We start from the raw sequence: 15,739 nt of genomic DNA on the forward strand, positions 1-15,739 counted from the left end.
AGTGCGCCGGAAAGTATCCGCCGCGCGCGAAGACGCTGTCAATTTCCCGCGCCACACATACGCATTTCTTCTGACGCGAATGCGCTTCGCGGTGGCTTCATCGCGCCAACAGGAGTAACGTTGAATCGCGAGCGAACACTACACCAAGGAGGCGGTCATGCCTGACGATCCCGCTCAATGGCACGTTTTCGACTACGAAGGTTTCGAGATCCACGTGCAGCCGCAACTGAAGCCCACGCCCGAACATGCGCCGCCGAGCACGATGGAGCGCTACGTGTATGTCGGATATGTGTGCAGGCCCGGCGCGAACGCGAACACGCCGGGCGAAGCGGTGCACTTCCATGCCGACGGCGACGACGCCTACACGCGCGCGCAGGACGCCGTGGACGATGCGCGGCATATCGGCAAGAGCATCGTCGATGGCACGCATCCGGATCTTTCGGTGCTGCCGCTCGTGTCGCATCAGCATCATCCGGGATGACGAACGACAGCATGGAAGAATCAAGCGACGCGGCACGCGTCGAAAGCCTGAGCGCGATCACGCTCGCGACGAACGACATGCCGCGCGCCGTGCGCTTCTATGAGGCGCTCGGTTTTCGCATCGTCCACGGCGGCGCGAACGAGGCCTTTACTTCGTTCGCGCTCGGCAGTTCGTTTCTCAATCTGACCAGCGAGACGCACGACCCGATTCGTTTCTGGGGCCGCGTCATCATCCATGTGTCCGATGTGGACGCGTTCTATCGGAAAGCAGTGGCACACGGCCTCGAGCCGCAATTCGCGCCACGCGATGCGCCCTGGAACGAGCGCTATTTCCATCTCACCGATCCGGACGGCCACGAACTCAGCTTCGCGCGCCCGCTCTGATTCGCACGACTCAGGCACGACGTTCGCTTTGAAACCAGTGACGGGTAACGTACGAATCGGCCATTTCATATGACCGATCGCGCACATACCCTCGCATCGCGTTGCAAGACGATGAGTTCAATAGCGCTACGCATCTTTCATCAACGAGCACGGCGAAAGACGCGTTCAAGCTCGCTGTTGCTATTTCGCCAAAACGGGCACGGCTCAGGATTTGAAGCGTAGAGTTCAAGTGCTTTGTCAAGAATGTGATGCGTCGCGGCAGGGGTTTCACTGATAGGGCTTCAATCATCGGCGTGTTCGGCCGTTATCCCTAACATGAAAGCCGCGTGCTGGAGACTGAAATGAAATGCGCGAACGAGCAGTCCCTTCGTTATCAGGTAGAAAAATGGCTCGCGCCGGGCAGCATGCCGGTGCATGTGAGGCAGTTCAGCCGCACGCGTGCCGACAGGCGGCGCTATGTATGCGTCGAGGCGTTGCACGGCGCGGTGTCGCGAGCGCTGTTCTTCTTTCGCCACGATGACGGGCACTGGTGCGTGTATCCGCCCGCACCGAAGCAAAGCAACATGCGCGGCGAAAGACTCGCGGCCTGAGGCGGTTCAGAAACGCAGGTTGTTGAGGAACTGGAACCACATCGCGCCGAGCGGATTCGACGCGTCGGCAGCCGCCGGTTCCTTCTCTTCTTTCTTCGCCGCGACCGGTTCTTCTTCGCGCTCTTTCTCTTTCGATTCTTCCCTCTCCTGACGCGATTCGTGCAGCGCGATCGCGCTATCCGCGATCTGACGCGCGGTCGACTCGTCGCATTGCGCGCCGAGCAGCACGCCGAACACGACGTCACGATTATGGCCTTTCGATGCAAAGCGCATCGCGAGCGATACGCGCTGCGCATAGAGCGCCTCGCGGGCTTCACGCTCCTTCGTTTCGCGCGCTTCGCGTTCGGCTTCTTCCTGCCGCACGCGCTCTTCCCAGCGGCGCATCTCTTCCGTGTAGATGCGGTCGTAGACCTCGCGTTGCGCGGGGTCGGAGAGAATCGCGTAGGCTTCCTTGATCTCGAGGAACTTCGCGCGGGCGACGTCTTCGTTGCCCACGTTGCGATCCGGGTGGCAACGCATCGCGGCCTTGCGATACGCGCGTTTGATTTCTTCTTCGGTGGCGTGCTCGTCCACGCCGAGCGTTTCGTATAACGTTGCCATCTTGCGTTCGGTGGGTGCGGGTCGTCGAGCATCCTAGCACGCGAAAAACGGGGTCTTTTCGCGCGATGCGGCATTGCAACACGAACGGCTAGCGACCCGTGATCGCGCGTGCGGCCATGGCGCCTAACGAATCGAAGATGGCGCGCGCGGGCTTCAGATAGCGTGCGATATGCAGCCGTATGTTCACCACGCCCGCCACGAAAATAAGAAGCGTGATGAGCAGATAGTCGCGCCGCTCCGGTAGGAGGTGATAACGCGTATGCAGCAGCACGAACACGATCCACACGAACGCCGGCGCATGCAGCGTCCAATGACGCTGCGCGAAATGCCACGCGATGCGGCGCACATCGCGTCGTGAAGCGCGATCGAGGCCTGCGAGTTCGGGGCGTCGGCGGAAAGAGAAAGGCATGAGGTTCAACGCACGCTTTGCGTGCGCCATCATCGCGTCATAAAGCCTTGCGAGAATCGCGCGTCATTTCGCTCCAAGCATACCCGCCCGACCCTTTCCTTACGATGGCGCTTTCACTCGACGACATCCGTCATCTCTTCGATGAACACGGTTCAATCGCCTATAGCGGCGAGCCGGTCACGCAATTGCAGCACGCGTTGCAAAGCGCGACGCTCGCCGAGCAGGCGGGCGCGAGCCGCGAGCTGATCGTCGCGGCCTTGCTGCACGATCTCGGGCACCTGCTGAATCCGCAAGGCGAGACACCGAGCGAACGCGGCATCGACGATCTGCATCAGTACTTCGCGCTGCCGTTTCTGCGTCCGCTGTTTTCCGACGCCGTGCTCGAACCGATTCGCCTGCACGTCGATGCAAAACGCTGCCTTTGTGCGATCGATGCGTCGTATCACGCGCGGCTGTCGGCGGATTCGGTGCGCAGCCTCCAATTGCAAGGCGGCATATTCGACGATGAAACCGTGCAAGCCTTTCTCGCGAAGCCCTACGCGCGCGATGCCATCGCGCTGCGCCGATGGGACGATGAAGCGAAGGACGCGCGGCGCGTCACGCCCGCGCTGCCGCATTTCATGGAAATCGTGGCGAGCGTCGCGCTGAGTTAGGCGTCGCTGCATCGAAGCACGCACGTTCGCGTATCGCGCTAGACTGTGCGCCATGCGTCCATTCCCATTCGAAAGCGCCTTGCAACAAGCCTTCAGCGCGCATACGAGCGCCGCATCGTGAAAGGCGGCAACTTCCGCATCACCGCCGCCGTCGTCGCTTCGGCGCTCTTCATGCAAAACATGGACGGCACGATCGTCGCGACCGCCATCCCGGCGATGGCCCGCGATCTGAACGTCGACGCCGTTCATCTGTCCAGCGCGATCACCGCCTATCTCGTTGCGCTGACCGTCTTCATTCCCGCGAGCGGCTGGGTCGCCGACCGTTTCGGCGCGCGCCGCGTGTTCATGTGGGCGATCGCGACCTTCACGCTCGCGTCCGTCGCGTGCGCCGCGGCGATGAACCTGCCGCAACTGCTCGCCGCGCGCGTTGTGCAAGGCCTCGGCGGCGCGATGATGGTGCCTGTCGGCCGTCTGATCCTGTTTCGCGGCGTCAAACGCGAGGAACTGCTGCAAGCGACGACATGGCTCACGATGCCCGCGCTCGTCGGTCCGTTGCTCGGCCCGCCGCTCGGCGGCTTTCTCACCGACGCGCTCTCGTGGCGCAGCATCTTCTGGGTCAACGTGCCGGTCGGCGTCGCCGGTCTCTTTCTCACCTGGAAGTTATTGCCGCCTTCGCCGCCCGAAGAACGCACGCCGCCCGATCTGCGCGGCATGCTGATGTCGGGCGCGTCGCTGAGTCTATTCATGATCGGCATCGAGAGCGCGGGGCGCGGCGTGCTGCCGGCCGGCGTGCCGTGGATTTGCGTCGCCGTCGGCCTGCTGCTCTTTCGCGCGACCGTGCTGCATTGCCGGCGCGTGCCGAATCCGGCCATCGACTTTTCGTTGCTTTCGATCCCCACGTTCCACGCCGCGACGGTCGCGGGCAGCCTGTTTCGCGCCGGCGCGGGCGCGCTGCCCTTTCTCGTGCCGCTGACGCTACAGACGGGCTTCGGCTACAGCGCGACGGCGAGCGGCCTCGTCACGTTCGCGAGCGCGCTCGGCTCGTTCTGCATGCGCCCGATGACGGCGCTCGCGCTGCGGCGCTTCTCCGTGCGGACGGTTTTATGCGCGGGCAGCGTCGTGTTCGCGGCCGTGCTGCTCGTCTGCTCGACGATGTCGCAGGCCTGGCCCGCCGCCGCGATCTTCCTGCTCCTGCTGCTCGGCGGACTCGGCCGGTCGCTGAGTTTCGCGACGATGGGCGCGCTCGCCTTCGCCGATGTGCCCAAGCCGCGCCTCGCCGCCGCGACCTCGTTCCAGGGCACCGCGCAACAGTTGATGAAGGCGGTCGGCGTGACGGTCGCCGCCGGCACGATTCAGGCGACGATGCTCGTTTCCGGCAGCGCGCATACCGAGCGCTGGCAACTGGCGTGCGGTTTCATCGTGACGGCGCTGGTCGTCCTGGCCTCGCTCCCGATGTTCGCGCGTCTCTCGGACGATGCGGGCGAGGGCATATCGGCGCCGGCTTCCAAGCGTGCCGAACGCACGTAATTCCTTCCGATCCGCGAAACAAAACATCAGATTTAAGACAAGTACATGATCCACAAGGCTTTTTTATGTGGCTATAATGCGATTCCGCTTTGATCTGTCCATCCGATGCGTCGTGTACTTGTCATCTTTGCCGCCCTTGCCCTCTCGCTGAACGGCGCGCCTGCCGCCCACGCACAGGACAATCCGCTCGCCGCCAGCAATCCGGTCGCGCAGTCCGCCGTCGCGCAAGACCCGAAGGCCGAGCAGGCAAGTCACAAGATTTCGGAAATGCTCACGCGCAAATTCGGCGTGGCGCGCCAAAAGGCGGAAACCATCGCTACGGCGGTCATGTCGTCCGCGTCGAAATATTCGCTGCCTCCGGCGCTTTTGCTCGCCATCATCTCGATCGAATCGCGCTTCAAGGAAACCGCCCGAGGGCCGAACAATGCAACGGGCCTCATGCAAGTGGTGCCGTCGGCGCACAAGAAACTGGTGCGCAACGTCGATCTGACGGATCCGGAAGACAACATCGAGACGGGCTCTGCCATCCTGCACGGGTATGTGAAGTCCGCTCAGGGCGATGTCGATGCCGCGCTGAAAAGCTACGGCGGTTCGCGCGCCTACGCCGAGAAGGTCAGCGTGCGCGCAAAGGCGTTCGAACCGGCCGCATCCGTCGATGCGGCGTCGGCGACCCCTCAATAAGCTTTAATCTCGCGCGCCGCCGCCGGGCGGATGCCGCAACACGTCCCGATGACGTCGCGGCGATCGCACCCGACTGCGCGCCGGCCTCGCTTCAATAAGCCTTTTTGGTGCCACTGCCGTCGGACTTCATGCCGCCCGAATTCATGTTGCCGTTGTTCGGCGCACTGCGTTGCACCGTGCCCTGATCCTGGCTCATGCCGTTGGTCGCGTCGTTGCCCATGCCGCTCTTCGCGCCGGTGCCGGTCGTGCCATCCGCCGAGCCGCCCATTCCCGTTCCGCCCATACCGACGCCGCCGCCCTTGCCGCCCGCAGCCGAACCGGCGCCGGCCGAACCGTTGCCGCCTGCGCCCATCGAACCGCCGCCGCCCGCTTGCGCATAGACGCCGCCCGACAAGCCGAGTACCAGCGCGGAAATCACCAACTTCTTCGTAGTCGCGTTCATTGCAAGTCTCCCGAGTTTGCGTATCGGTCGTCGCGTATGTCGTGCAACGACCGTGTCCGCATTAGCGCAAGGGACGTGCCGCGAGTCTCATCGCGTCAGACGATCAGTGGATCAGTAGCCGCACGGCACGTACGCATTGCGATAGTTGTCGTAGCAGTAGCCAGGCGGCTGCGTCGGCTGCGCATAAACAGGCTGTGCGTAGGCGGGCTCCGCATACGCGGGTTGCTGATAGACGGGTTGCGCGTAAGCCGGTTGAGCATTGGCGACCGATGTGACCAGCGCACCGAGCACCGCACCGCCGATCAGCGCGCCGACGATCGCACCGCCATCGCCGCCGTGGCCGCGGCCACCGCCGTGTCCGTGCGCCGAGGCTTGGCCCGCCATCGTCAGACTACCGATCATCAACAAGACAAGTGCTGTGCGTTTCATGAGCTTCTCCATTTCCCGTTTAGCCGGGTTCGTGGAAGTCATCTTAAGCAGACAGCTAAGAAATAACTGCATTACTTGGTAACCGCGCATTTCAACGATTACAAATAGGCTGATTCGTTCGGATTCCCAATCGTTAAAACCACAGTTACAAATGGAAGCGAATTCGCTACGACGTAACAGCTTTTTCAGCCGGTTCGGTAATGCAGATGCTCGCGCCCAAGCAATCCCGCCGCTTTTACCGCATGCCGTTTCATTTGCTCGCCACTGGTTACTGTTTGTCACCAGAAGAACGTCAACTGGATCGAAGCACGCGGCGTTTTCATCGTCAGCGCGGCGCACTGCGCGCCACGCGTCCTCGAATAAAAGATCAAGGGAGTTTCAAACCATGAAGAAGATCGTCGCTGCTCTCGCATCCGCCATGCTGGTCTCCACCGTATTCGCGCAAACCGCCGCCACCGACGCCGGCAAAGCGCAACTGAAGGCGAACAACGAAAAGGCCGAGGCGCAGGCGAGCGCCAACAAGAAGAAGGCCGAAGCACAGCACGACGCCGCCAAGGCGCAGGCATCGGCGAACGAGGACAAGGCATCGGCGCAAGCCGACGCCAACAAGGAAGCCGCGAAGGTAGCGCAGGCGACCACGCCGGAACAGGCTTCCGACGCTCGCGGTGATGCCGCCAAGGCACAGGCGAAAGCCGACAAGAAAAAGCACGCTGCGCAAAGCAAGGCCGACAAGAAAAAGCAGGACGCAGCGAAGGATGCCAACGTGGCACAAGCGAAGGCCGACAAGGAAAAAGTCGAAGCACAAAACGACGCGAACAAGTCGGCCGCCGATGCGAAGGTCGACGCGGCGAAGAAGTAAGGGAGGCGAGCGTCCCTCGCATTGCGCATCGGGCATTGCATATCAACAAACCGGTGCGTTCGATTCAGGCGAGCCTTCGGGCTCGCCTTTTTACTTGCCTATGTTCTCGGATCAGCGCGGCACGCGTTTCCATGGCGTCGTGTTCGGGCTCGGCCTCATGCGCGATCCGCACGACGCCCCCATCGAAACGCACGGGGCGCGCTGATCAATCCACGCGCTCGATTTCATCCGCGACGGTTTCATGCTCGACGCTCGCGTGATGCTCGCTCATCGGCATCGGCGATACCTTTTTGCGCGAGCGCATCAGAAGACGCGCGCTATGCACGCCCGTCAGCACGACAGCGATCCAGATCGGCACATAAGTCCCGAGCTGGTGCGCTGAAAACGGCTCGCCGAGCAGCAGCACCGCCACGCCGACGAGCAGCACCGGTTCCACATAGCCAAGAATGCCGAATAGCGCGAGCGGCAGATGACGGCTCGCGCGCAGATACGACGCGAGCGCGATCGTGCTCAATGCGCCGAGTCCGGGAAGCAGCACGAGCCACAGATGCGGCGCGCCCGCGACCTCCGTGAACGCGCCGCGCGCGAACAGCATGAGCGCGGCGACGGGCGACATCAGCATGATCTCCACCGCGAACGACACGAGCGGGTCCGCGTTGAGCCGTCGACGCAACATGAAGTACGGCGGATAACCGAGCATCACGACGAGCGTCGGCCATGCGAACGCATGCGTGGCGATGAGCTCATGCGCAACGCCGACGGCCGCCGCCGCGACGCCTGCCCACTGGAATCCATCGAGCCGCTCGCCGTAGTGAAAGCGTCCGAGCAGCACCATCGCGAGGGGAAGCAGGAAATAGCCGAGCGATACTTCGAGCGCGCGCCCGTGCAGCGGCGCCCAGAGAAAGATCCACAATTGCAGGCCGAGCAGCGCGGCCGTGATCGCGAACATCAGCAGCAGTCGCGGCGTTTTGGCGAGCCTCGCGACGAGCGCGCATAATTGCGGCCAGCGCTTTCTCACCGCGACCAGCGCGAGCGCGCCCGGCAATGTCCACACGATACGCCACGCGAAGATGTCGAGGCCGTCGAGCGGCGCGAGCCATTTCGTGTAGCCCGACATGAGCGCGAAGAGCGCGGAAGCCGCGACGGACAGCGCGATGCCGCGCGCGAGGTCATGCTGATTCATCGGGAAGTCGCTGCGCGTTGAAGGTGAATGCAAGCCGGACACAACGTGAACTGCGCATTCTAAACGCCGCGAGCGCTTTGTTTTCGGAACGCGCTTCAAAGAAAACTGCCGCGCGCGCCCGCTTTTTGCTTCCTTCATGCTTCGCATTCGGCATGAACTCTGCCGCGTGAACATTGTCTCTTGCGGTTGTCTTTTGCCGGTCATGTTGATCGGCGACCCTTGTCGGTCCGGCGCGTTCAGCCGGCCTGTCCCTCAGTCCGAGCGGCACACCGCGCGATCATCCGCCGCTCACGTCGAAGCATCCGCTGCAACAACGCGCCGTGCCATCGTTTCCCGGTGGCACGCGAAGAAAACGCCGCATCGATGGAGACGTCATGACTCAAGCTGCCCTTTCCCCCCGCTTCAACAATGCCTTCGCAGAGGCTGTGCACACAGGACTCAGCAAGCGTCCGCAGAAAGAACTGCCGTCGATGTATCTGTATGACGAAGTGGGTTCGGCCCTCTTCGAAGTGATCACCGCGCTGCCCGAGTACGGCGTGACGCGCGCCGAAGAGCGCGTGCTGAAGGACCACGCGACGGATATCGTCGCGGCGATGCCCGGCGACATTCAGGTCGCGGAACTCGGCAGCGGCAGCGGCCGCAAGACGCGCCGCATCCTGGAAGCGCTGTGTAAGAAGCAGCCGACCGCCTATCATCCGATTGAAATTTCGCGCACCGCATTGCAGTTGTGCCGGCGCGAACTGAGCGATATCGAGCGCGTGTCGATTGTCGGACATGAACGCGACTACCTCGCCGGACTCTCCGAAGTCAGCGCCAAGCGCAAGGACGGCGAAAGACTGCTCGTGCTGTTTCTCGGCAGCACCATCGGCAATTTCGCGCGGCTTGCGGCGACGAAGTTCCTGTGCTCGATTCGCGGCATGCTGCAGCCTGGCGACGCGCTTCTGCTCGGCACCGATCTCATCAAGCCGCTGCCGGTGTTGATCGCCGCGTACGACGATCCGATCGGCGTGACGGCCGCGTTCAACCTGAACATGCTCGCGCGCATCAATCGCGAACTGGGCGGCGACTTTCCGATCGACGCCTTCGAGCACGTCGCGCGCTTCAATCCGGATGCGCGCAGCGTCGAGATGCATTTGCGTGCGAAGCGCGCGCTTTCCGTACGCGTGCGCGGCGCGGATCTGCGCGTGGACTTCCGCGAAGGCGAAACGATCTGGACGGAAAGCAGCCACAAATATGCGGCCGATGAAGTCGCGCCCATCGCCGCCGATGCGGGCTTCGAATGCACGCATCAGTGGCGCGACGAGGAATGGCAGTTCGCGGAGAGCCTGCTGGTCGCGCGTTAGTGCTGCTCGAAGCGCTCGTAGCGTTTCTCGATGTGGCGCTCCTCGCTGTGAAACTCGGTGACGCGGGCATGCGGCGGCCCGCGTCGCAGCCATTCGAGCATCAGATCGACCTGATTGGCCGCGCCCTGCACGACCGCTTCGACGGAGCCGTCATCAAGATTGGCGACCCAGCCGCGCACGCCCAGCGCGTGCGCCTTGCGCACCGTGTGATGCCTGAAACCGACGCCCTGCACGACGCCGCGCACACGCACGTAATAGGTTTCGATTCTCGTATCCAGATCCGGGCCCGGCATCGCGCTCACTCCTTTCCAGTGTTCATAGGCGCATTGTAGACACGCGCTTCAACTCAGGCGAAAGGGCTGCGCCATGTCGGCGTGTTCGCCCGAGCGCGGATGCGGCACGCGCGGCAGCCTCACTTCGAACACCGTGCCCGTTTCGGACGTCGAGCGCACGGATACGTCGCCGCCATGCATCTGCGCGATTTCACGCGTGATGTAAAGCCCCAGCCCGAGGCCGCTCGACTCGTTCTGACGCCGGCCCGATCGATACGGCGCGAAGATCGTCGGCAGAACGTCCGCGGGAATCTCGCCGGCGTTTTGCACCGCGATGGTGATGTCCTCGGCGTTGCCGTCGAGGCGCACTTGAATCGCCGAGCCTTCGTGGCCGTGCTGCAGCGCGTTGCCGATGAGATTCGAGAACACCTGCGACAGCAGATCGCCGTCGCCCTGCAACAGCGTGTCGCCCTGACGCAGCACGAAGATGCGCCCCTTGCCGACGCGCGCCTCGTATTCATCGACGATATTCTTCGCGAGCGTCATCAACTCGACGGCGCGCGGCTGCAGCGTCACGCGCCCGCCACGCAGACGCGCAAGGTTCAGCAACTGATCGACCATCCGCACCATGCGCATGCCGCTCGACTTGATGCGCGTGCCGATGTTCGCCACGTTCTCGTCCTGCACGAAACGCGCGAGATATTCCGCCGACGCGATGACCGCGGAAAGCGGCGTGCGCAGATCGTGACCGAGCACGGCCATCAGCATTTCGTTCGCATCGAGCAGTTGCTGCACGGTCGCGAGCTGCGTCGCGAGTTGCTGCTTCTGACGCTCCATCTGAATGAAGACATCGACCTTCGAATTGAGGATGCGCGAATCGAAGGGCTTGTAGAGAAAATCCACCGCGCCCGCTTCATAGCCGCGAAACGTGCGGCTCGCGTCCTGCGCCGTCGCCGTGAGAAAGATGATCGGCACGTGCGCGGTGCGCGGGCTGCCGCGCATCAGTTCGGCGAGCTCGAAGCCGTCCATGCCCGGCATGTTGACGTCGAGGATCGCGAGCGCGACTTCGTGCTTGAGCAGCAGCTCCAGCGCGGCGGGGCCCGACTCGGCCTTCAGCACCGACAGATCCGGCCGCGCGAGCGACGCTTCGAGCGCGGTGATGTTGTTGCGAATGTCATCGACGATCAGCACGTGGATGGGTTGCGTCATCTGGTGACTCCTTGCCTTCTTTTCATGGCTGCCGGCCGATGCATTGCGACAGCCGCAACGCCATTTCATCGAGCGTCAGTACTTCGTTCACCGCGTCCTCAGCGATCGCCGCGAGCGGCATGGCCGGGGCCGAGGCCGTCTCCGGGTTCTGCGCCCAGCACGCGCCGCCCGCCTCGCGGATCGCGCGCGCGCCGCGGGCGCCGTCGTCGTTCGCGCCGGAGAGCACGATGCCGAGCAGACGTTCGCCATACGCATGCGCCGCCGATTCGAACAGCACGTCCACCGATGGCCGCGAGAAGCGCACCGGCGGATCGACCGACAGCGCGATCGCCGGCGCCGCGCCGCCTTCCGCCTCGACGAGCATGTGATATCCGGGCGGCGCGAAATACACGGTGCCGGGCGCGATCTCGTCCTTGTCGAACGGCTCTTCGACGGCCAGTTCGCAGCGCGACGCGAACAATCCCGGCAAGAGGCTCGGCTGTCCTTGCCGCACATGCACGACGATCAGCACGGGCAGCACGAACGTCTTCGGCAGCGCGGGCAACAGATGACTGAGCGCCTCGACGCCGCCCGCCGATGCGCCGATCACGACTGCTCCGATGCGATGCGCGTCGAACATCGTCACACCTTCTGGTAAAGCCGCTCGCGCGCATTGAAATCGGCGAAGCGGTCTGCATAGGTGGAAAAGCGCAGGCTTTCCTTGCTGCCGAGCCCGAGAAATCCGCGCCGCACGAGCGAATCGCTGAACAGACCGAGCGCGCGATCCTGCAACGCGCGATCGAAATAGATCAGCACATTGCGGCACGACACGAGATGCGCTTCGAGAAACACGCTGTCGGTCGCGAGACTGTGATCCGCGAACACGACGCGCGACTTGAGCGTCTGCGAGAACTTCGCCGCGCCGTACGCGGCGTGATAGTAGTCCGACAGCGAACGCTTGCCGCCCGCCGCCAGATAGTTCTGACTGAAGCTCGCCATGCGTTCCAGCGGATAGATGCCGCTCTCGGCCTGACGCAGCGCTTCGGCGTTGATGTCGGTCGCGTAGAACACGGTGCGATCCGCGATCTTCTCTTCGGCGAAGAGCACGGCGAGCGACCACAGCTCCTCGCCGGTGCTGCATCCCGCGACCCAGACCTTGATCGACGGATACGTCTGCAGAATCGGCACGACCTGCTCGCGAATCGCGCGAAAGTAGTGCGGATCGCGGAACATCTCGCTCACCTGCACCGTGAGGTACTGGAACAGCCGCGCGAACAGCGCCGGATCGCGCAGAATGCGCTCCTGCAAATGCGAGAGCGTCGGCAGGCCGAGATCGTTCACGGCTTGCGCGAGGCGTCTTCTCAGCGAACTCATCGAGTAATGCCGGAAGTCGTGCTGATAGCGCAGGTAGATCGCTTCCAGAATCAGCTTCAGTTCGATGTCGAACGTCGCTTCTTCGTCGTGACTGCCGTCGTACGCCATGTTCATCGCTGCCGCAACCAAACCCGACATAAAGACACGAGCTTATCCACGTCGATGGGTTTCGATATGTAATCGTCCGCACCTGCCTCGAGACATTTCTCGCGATCGCTCGGCATCGCTTTCGCCGTCAGCGCGATGATCGGCAGACGCGCGTGCTCCGTGCGCTTGCGGATTTCGGTCATCGCGGTCAGGCCGTCCATTTCGGGCATCATGATGTCCATCAGCACGAGGTCGATATCGCTGCGGCGCGCGAGCGCTTCGAGCGCTTCGCGTCCGTTGCGCGCGATCTCGAGCGTGGCGCCGAGCGGCTCGATCACGCGCGACAGCGCGAAGATGTTGCGCACGTCGTCTTCGGCGAGCAGGATCGTGCGGCCTTCGAACACGTCGTCGCGCTGACGCGCCGCGCGCAGCATGCGCTGCTGCTCCGGCGGCAGCGCGCTTTCCACGCTATGCAGGAACAGCGTCACTTCGTCGAGCAGACGCTCCGGCGATTTCGCTCCCTTGATGATGATCGATTTCGAATAGCGGCGCAGGCGCTGCTCTTCTTCCTGCGACAGCAGGCGTCCCGTATAGACGATGACCGGCGGCGACGCGTGCCCGCCGCTCGTCGACACGCGTTCGAGCAGTTCGTAACCGGAGCCGTCGGGCAGCGCGAGATCCATCACGACGCAATCGAACGGCACGCGCTGCATCTCCTCGATGGCCTCCGCGATCGATCCTGCCTCGACGATGCCCACCGTGTCGCTCGCGAGCAGCGCGTGAATGCTCTGACGCAACGCCGGATCGTCCTCGACGACGAGCACGCGGCGCATGCCCTGCGACGAGCGCGCTTCGAGCTTGCGGATCGCGTGCGCCAGTTCTTCGCGCGCGCTCGGCTTCAGCGTGTAGCCGATCGCGCCGAGATGCAGCGCGACATCGGCGTGATCGGTCGCGGAGACGATGTGAATCGGAATGTGACGCGTGAGCGGATCGTGCTTGAGCCATTCGAGCACGGTGAGGCCCGACTGATCCGGCAGGCCGATATCGAGCAGAATGCCGTTCGGCTGCAGCGAACGCGCGAGCTCGACGCCTTGCGTGGCGGTCGCCGCGTGCACGCAGTCGAAATCGAGTTCGTGCGCGAGATCGTAGAGGATGCGCGCGAACGGCTGATCGTCCTCGATGACGAGAATCACGCGATCCGGACGCTTGCGGTCGGCGCGGTCGTCGGCGATGCCGAGCGGCTCCGGACTGACCATGGGCGCCGGCATCGGCTGTACCGGCGCAGGCGCAGGCGCTGGCGCAGGTGCAGGCGCGGGCGCGGGCGCGGCCATGGGCTGCGCTTCCCGCATGTGACCGATCGTATCGAGCTTCGCGGTGACGGTGCCTTCGTGCGCCGCGATCGGCAGCGTCACCGAAAACACGCTGCCCTGCCCAAGTTCGCTCGACACGGACACCGATCCGCCGAGCAGTCGCGAAAACTCGCGCGAAATCGACAATCCGAGGCCGCTGCCGCCGTATTTGCGGCTCGTGGTGCCGTCGGCTTGCTGGAACGCCTGGAAGATCATCTCTTGCTTGTCGCGCGCGATGCCGATGCCCGTGTCGCGCACATCGAAACGCAGCGCGTTGTCGCCGGCGCGCTCGACCGCGACCGTCACGCGGCCGCGCTCGGTGAACTTGAATGCGTTCGACAGCAGATTGCGCAGCACCTGCAAGAGCCGCTGGCTGTCGGTGACGAAGTATTGCGGCACGTTCTCGCCGTGCGCGGTGACGAATTCGACGCCCTTGTTCGCCGCGATGGGCGCGAACGATTGCTGCAACGTCTGCAGGATCGCATCGACGGATGTGTGCGCGAACTGCACGTCCATCTGTCCGGCCTCGACCTTGGACAAATCAAGAATGTCGTTGATGAGTGAAAGCAGATCGCTGTTCGACGAATGGATCGTCGCGGCGAAGCGCACCTGTTCCTCGGTCAGGTTGCCTTGCTTGTTGTCCTGCAAGAGTTTCGCGAGGATCAGCGAACTGTTGAGCGGCGTGCGCAGTTCGTGCGACATGTTCGCGAGGAACTCCGACTTGTACTGGCTCGCGCGCTCCATTTCCAGCGCGTTCGCGGTCAGTTCCTGCTGCGCCTGCATCAGCTCGGACTTTTGCCGCTCCAGATGTTGCGTGTGCTCTTCGAGCTGCACGTTGGTCTGTTCGAGCTCGGCCTGCTGCTGTTCGAGACGCGCCTGCGAATCCTGCAGCGCGCGGCCGCGCTCCTCCAGTTCCTCGTTCGACACGCGCAACTCTTCCTGCTGGACCTGCAATTCCTCGCTCTGGCGCTGCGTTTCTTCGAGCAGTTCGACGAGACGCGCGCGATACCGCGACGAACGCAGCGCCATGCCGATCGGTTCCGAGGCCATGTCGAGCAGCGCGCGGGTATCGTCGAAACGGCCTTCGTTGCCGACGAAGCCGAGTTCGATCGCGCCCACGACGTCGCCATCGGCGAGAAGCGGCGCGATCACGACGCGCGACGCCGCCGCCGATCCCAGCGCCGAACCGGCCTTCAGATAGTGCGCGGACGCGTCGCGCAATTCGAGCACGCGCGCCTCTTCGACTGCCTGTCCGACGAGTCCCTGGCCGCGCGGTATCCTCGCTGGCGCGCTGGCATCGTCCGGCAGCGCCCACGACGCGACCCGCACGAGCGCATCGCCTTCGAGCGCGTAGACGACGCCGACTTTTGCATTCACGTACGGAATGATCGAACGCAGGATGCTCACGCCGATCGAAGCCGGAGACTGCTCGCCGCGCAATTTCTGCGCGAGTTGCACGATGCCCTGTTGCAGCCAGGTCGTGCGTTGTACGGCGAGCCGCGATTTGATATACAGATGCGCCACCGCTGCGAGCGCGAGCATGACGACGATGCCCATTGCGCGGTTGATCTGCAGCACGTCGCGGCTCGTGTTCGGATCGGTGGCGGCGAGTGCGTATCCTGCGAGCGTCAGCACGGTCGAGACGCCCGCCGTGACGATCGGCACGGCGGGGCGGTCGGCCCAGACGCAGAGCACGACGGGCAGCACGTAGAACACCCAGATCGCGATGCGGATCGGCGTGAGCACGTCGATGCAGAACACGACGGCGAGCGTGATTGCGATTGCGAGGTAAATCCAGGCGCTTAGGTTTCGAGTGTCTTGAGGCATCGCTTACCGGTTGTGTCCATGTTTTGCGCGGTCCTCGCGGCCGCGGCAGGCGAGGACCATAG

Annotated in this window: 18 protein-coding genes; 8 read left to right on the plus strand and 10 right to left on the minus strand. The window is 63.6% G+C overall.

Annotated elements, in window-relative coordinates; translation table 11 throughout:
• Window positions 1-157 precede the first annotated feature (157 nt).
• The 3 genes from NCS00_RS19960 (at window position 158) to NCS00_RS19970 (ending at window position 1,454) form a co-directional block, all read left to right on the plus strand.
• Window positions 158-481, plus strand: coding sequence for a hypothetical protein (locus NCS00_RS19960; RefSeq protein WP_175982322.1), 324 nt, complete (start codon window positions 158-160; stop codon window positions 479-481).
• Between the two features lie 11 nt (window positions 482-492).
• A complete protein-coding gene (locus NCS00_RS19965; protein WP_250440810.1) occupies window positions 493-864 on the plus strand; it encodes a VOC family protein in 372 nt (123 codons plus the stop codon).
• 341 nt (window positions 865-1,205) lie between these two features.
• Window positions 1,206-1,454: a hypothetical protein gene (locus NCS00_RS19970; RefSeq protein WP_008354307.1), complete on the plus strand. Its 249-nt coding sequence runs from the start codon at window positions 1,206-1,208 to the stop codon at window positions 1,452-1,454.
• Between the two features lie 6 nt (window positions 1,455-1,460).
• Here NCS00_RS19970 and NCS00_RS19975 read toward each other — a convergent pair whose 3' ends face one another.
• Both NCS00_RS19975 and NCS00_RS19980 read right to left on the minus strand, forming a co-directional pair.
• Window positions 1,461-2,054: a J domain-containing protein gene (locus tag NCS00_RS19975; protein ID WP_175982324.1), complete on the minus strand. Its 594-nt coding sequence runs from the start codon at window positions 2,052-2,054 to the stop codon at window positions 1,461-1,463.
• 88 nt (window positions 2,055-2,142) lie between these two features.
• Window positions 2,143-2,463: a hypothetical protein gene (locus NCS00_RS19980; RefSeq protein ID WP_250440811.1), complete on the minus strand. Its 321-nt coding sequence runs from the start codon at window positions 2,461-2,463 to the stop codon at window positions 2,143-2,145.
• A gap of 104 nt (window positions 2,464-2,567) precedes the next feature.
• Here NCS00_RS19980 and NCS00_RS19985 point away from each other — a divergent pair, with 104 nt between their 5' ends.
• The 3 genes from NCS00_RS19985 (at window position 2,568) to NCS00_RS19995 (ending at window position 5,324) form a co-directional block, all read left to right on the plus strand.
• Window positions 2,568-3,116, plus strand: coding sequence for a phosphonate degradation HD-domain oxygenase (locus NCS00_RS19985; RefSeq protein ID WP_250440812.1), 549 nt, complete (start codon window positions 2,568-2,570; stop codon window positions 3,114-3,116).
• A 117-nt stretch (window positions 3,117-3,233) separates the two neighbouring features.
• Complete coding sequence (locus tag NCS00_RS19990) at window positions 3,234-4,643, plus strand: DHA2 family efflux MFS transporter permease subunit (RefSeq protein ID WP_250436179.1); 1,410 nt, start codon at window positions 3,234-3,236, stop codon at window positions 4,641-4,643.
• A gap of 105 nt (window positions 4,644-4,748) precedes the next feature.
• Window positions 4,749-5,324 carry a transglycosylase SLT domain-containing protein gene (locus NCS00_RS19995; RefSeq protein ID WP_250440813.1) on the plus strand — a complete coding sequence of 192 codons (576 nt, stop codon included), beginning with the start codon at window positions 4,749-4,751 and terminating at the stop codon, window positions 5,322-5,324.
• Between the two features lie 91 nt (window positions 5,325-5,415).
• Here NCS00_RS19995 and NCS00_RS20000 read toward each other — a convergent pair whose 3' ends face one another.
• Together NCS00_RS20000 and NCS00_RS20005 are read right to left on the minus strand one after the other, a co-directional pair.
• Window positions 5,416-5,766 (minus strand): hypothetical protein, encoded by a 351-nt coding sequence (locus NCS00_RS20000; RefSeq protein WP_175982327.1) that lies wholly within the window; start codon window positions 5,764-5,766, stop codon window positions 5,416-5,418.
• 111 nt (window positions 5,767-5,877) lie between these two features.
• Window positions 5,878-6,195, minus strand: a complete 318-nt coding sequence (locus NCS00_RS20005; RefSeq protein WP_250436180.1) for a hypothetical protein — start codon at window positions 6,193-6,195, stop codon at window positions 5,878-5,880.
• A 151-nt stretch (window positions 6,196-6,346) separates the two neighbouring features.
• Between NCS00_RS20005 and NCS00_RS20010 the strand changes: the two genes are divergently transcribed.
• On the plus strand, window positions 6,347-7,054 hold the full coding sequence (locus NCS00_RS20010; RefSeq protein ID WP_239295346.1) for a hypothetical protein: 708 nt from the start codon (window positions 6,347-6,349) through the stop codon (window positions 7,052-7,054).
• 205 nt (window positions 7,055-7,259) lie between these two features.
• Here the strand turns inward: NCS00_RS20010 and rarD are convergent, their stop codons facing one another.
• On the minus strand, window positions 7,260-8,237 hold the full coding sequence (rarD, locus tag NCS00_RS20015; protein ID WP_250440814.1) for an EamA family transporter RarD: 978 nt from the start codon (window positions 8,235-8,237) through the stop codon (window positions 7,260-7,262).
• Window positions 8,238-8,611: 374 nt separating this feature from the next.
• On the opposite strand from rarD, the gene egtD reads away from it, so the two are divergent.
• Window positions 8,612-9,580, plus strand: coding sequence for an L-histidine N(alpha)-methyltransferase (gene egtD / locus NCS00_RS20020; RefSeq protein ID WP_033535963.1), 969 nt, complete (start codon window positions 8,612-8,614; stop codon window positions 9,578-9,580).
• Here egtD and NCS00_RS20025 read toward each other — a convergent pair.
• Genes NCS00_RS20025 through NCS00_RS20045 form a run of 5 tightly spaced genes read right to left on the minus strand, consistent with a single transcriptional unit; the run spans window position 9,577 to window position 15,677 of the window.
• On the minus strand, window positions 9,577-9,873 hold the full coding sequence (locus NCS00_RS20025; protein ID WP_008354295.1) for an acylphosphatase: 297 nt from the start codon (window positions 9,871-9,873) through the stop codon (window positions 9,577-9,579). The genes egtD and NCS00_RS20025 overlap by 4 nt on opposite strands.
• 48 nt (window positions 9,874-9,921) lie before the next feature.
• Window positions 9,922-11,061: a hybrid sensor histidine kinase/response regulator gene (locus NCS00_RS20030; protein ID WP_175982330.1), complete on the minus strand. Its 1,140-nt coding sequence runs from the start codon at window positions 11,059-11,061 to the stop codon at window positions 9,922-9,924.
• Between the two features lie 22 nt (window positions 11,062-11,083).
• On the minus strand, window positions 11,084-11,680 hold the full coding sequence (locus tag NCS00_RS20035; protein ID WP_175982331.1) for a chemotaxis protein CheB: 597 nt from the start codon (window positions 11,678-11,680) through the stop codon (window positions 11,084-11,086).
• A 2-nt stretch (window positions 11,681-11,682) separates the two neighbouring features.
• The gene (locus NCS00_RS20040; protein ID WP_250440815.1) at window positions 11,683-12,528 is read right to left on the minus strand and encodes a CheR family methyltransferase; all 846 of its coding nucleotides are present in this window, start codon (window positions 12,526-12,528) and stop codon (window positions 11,683-11,685) included.
• Window positions 12,525-15,677 carry a response regulator gene (locus NCS00_RS20045; protein WP_250436184.1) on the minus strand — a complete coding sequence of 1,051 codons (3,153 nt, stop codon included), beginning with the start codon at window positions 15,675-15,677 and terminating at the stop codon, window positions 12,525-12,527. Before NCS00_RS20045 ends, NCS00_RS20040 begins: the two co-directional genes overlap by 4 nt.
• Window positions 15,678-15,739: the final 62 nt, after the last annotated feature.

The organism is Caballeronia sp. AZ1_KS37 (assembly GCF_023631165.1).
In the GTDB taxonomy this organism is placed as follows: domain Bacteria; phylum Pseudomonadota; class Gammaproteobacteria; order Burkholderiales; family Burkholderiaceae; genus Caballeronia; species Caballeronia zhejiangensis.

Excerpts from the sequence above, each read along its gene's own strand:
- NCS00_RS19965 (WP_250440810.1), top strand. The coding sequence starts at position 493 with ATGGAAGAATCAAGCGACGCGGCACGCGTCGAAAGCCTGAGCGCGATC.
- NCS00_RS19995 (WP_250440813.1), top strand. The coding sequence starts at position 4,749 with ATGCGTCGTGTACTTGTCATCTTTGCCGCCCTTGCCCTCTCGCTGAAC.
- NCS00_RS20040 (WP_250440815.1), bottom strand. The coding sequence starts at position 12,528 with ATGAACATGGCGTACGACGGCAGTCACGACGAAGAAGCGACGTTCGAC.
- egtD (WP_033535963.1), top strand. The coding sequence starts at position 8,612 with ATGACTCAAGCTGCCCTTTCCCCCCGCTTCAACAATGCCTTCGCAGAG.
- rarD (WP_250440814.1), bottom strand. The coding sequence starts at position 8,237 with ATGAATCAGCATGACCTCGCGCGCGGCATCGCGCTGTCCGTCGCGGCT.
- NCS00_RS20035 (WP_175982331.1), bottom strand. The coding sequence starts at position 11,680 with ATGTTCGACGCGCATCGCATCGGAGCAGTCGTGATCGGCGCATCGGCG.
- NCS00_RS20005 (WP_250436180.1), bottom strand. The coding sequence starts at position 6,195 with ATGAAACGCACAGCACTTGTCTTGTTGATGATCGGTAGTCTGACGATG.
- NCS00_RS20025 (WP_008354295.1), bottom strand. The coding sequence starts at position 9,873 with ATGCCGGGCCCGGATCTGGATACGAGAATCGAAACCTATTACGTGCGT.
- NCS00_RS19980 (WP_250440811.1), bottom strand. The coding sequence starts at position 2,463 with ATGCCTTTCTCTTTCCGCCGACGCCCCGAACTCGCAGGCCTCGATCGC.
- NCS00_RS19970 (WP_008354307.1), top strand. The coding sequence starts at position 1,206 with ATGAAATGCGCGAACGAGCAGTCCCTTCGTTATCAGGTAGAAAAATGG.
- NCS00_RS19975 (WP_175982324.1), bottom strand. The coding sequence starts at position 2,054 with ATGGCAACGTTATACGAAACGCTCGGCGTGGACGAGCACGCCACCGAA.
- NCS00_RS19960 (WP_175982322.1), top strand. The coding sequence starts at position 158 with ATGCCTGACGATCCCGCTCAATGGCACGTTTTCGACTACGAAGGTTTC.
- NCS00_RS20000 (WP_175982327.1), bottom strand. The coding sequence starts at position 5,766 with ATGAACGCGACTACGAAGAAGTTGGTGATTTCCGCGCTGGTACTCGGC.
- NCS00_RS20045 (WP_250436184.1), bottom strand. The coding sequence starts at position 15,677 with ATGCCTCAAGACACTCGAAACCTAAGCGCCTGGATTTACCTCGCAATC.
- NCS00_RS20010 (WP_239295346.1), top strand. The coding sequence starts at position 6,347 with ATGGAAGCGAATTCGCTACGACGTAACAGCTTTTTCAGCCGGTTCGGT.
- NCS00_RS20030 (WP_175982330.1), bottom strand. The coding sequence starts at position 11,061 with ATGACGCAACCCATCCACGTGCTGATCGTCGATGACATTCGCAACAAC.
- NCS00_RS19985 (WP_250440812.1), top strand. The coding sequence starts at position 2,568 with ATGGCGCTTTCACTCGACGACATCCGTCATCTCTTCGATGAACACGGT.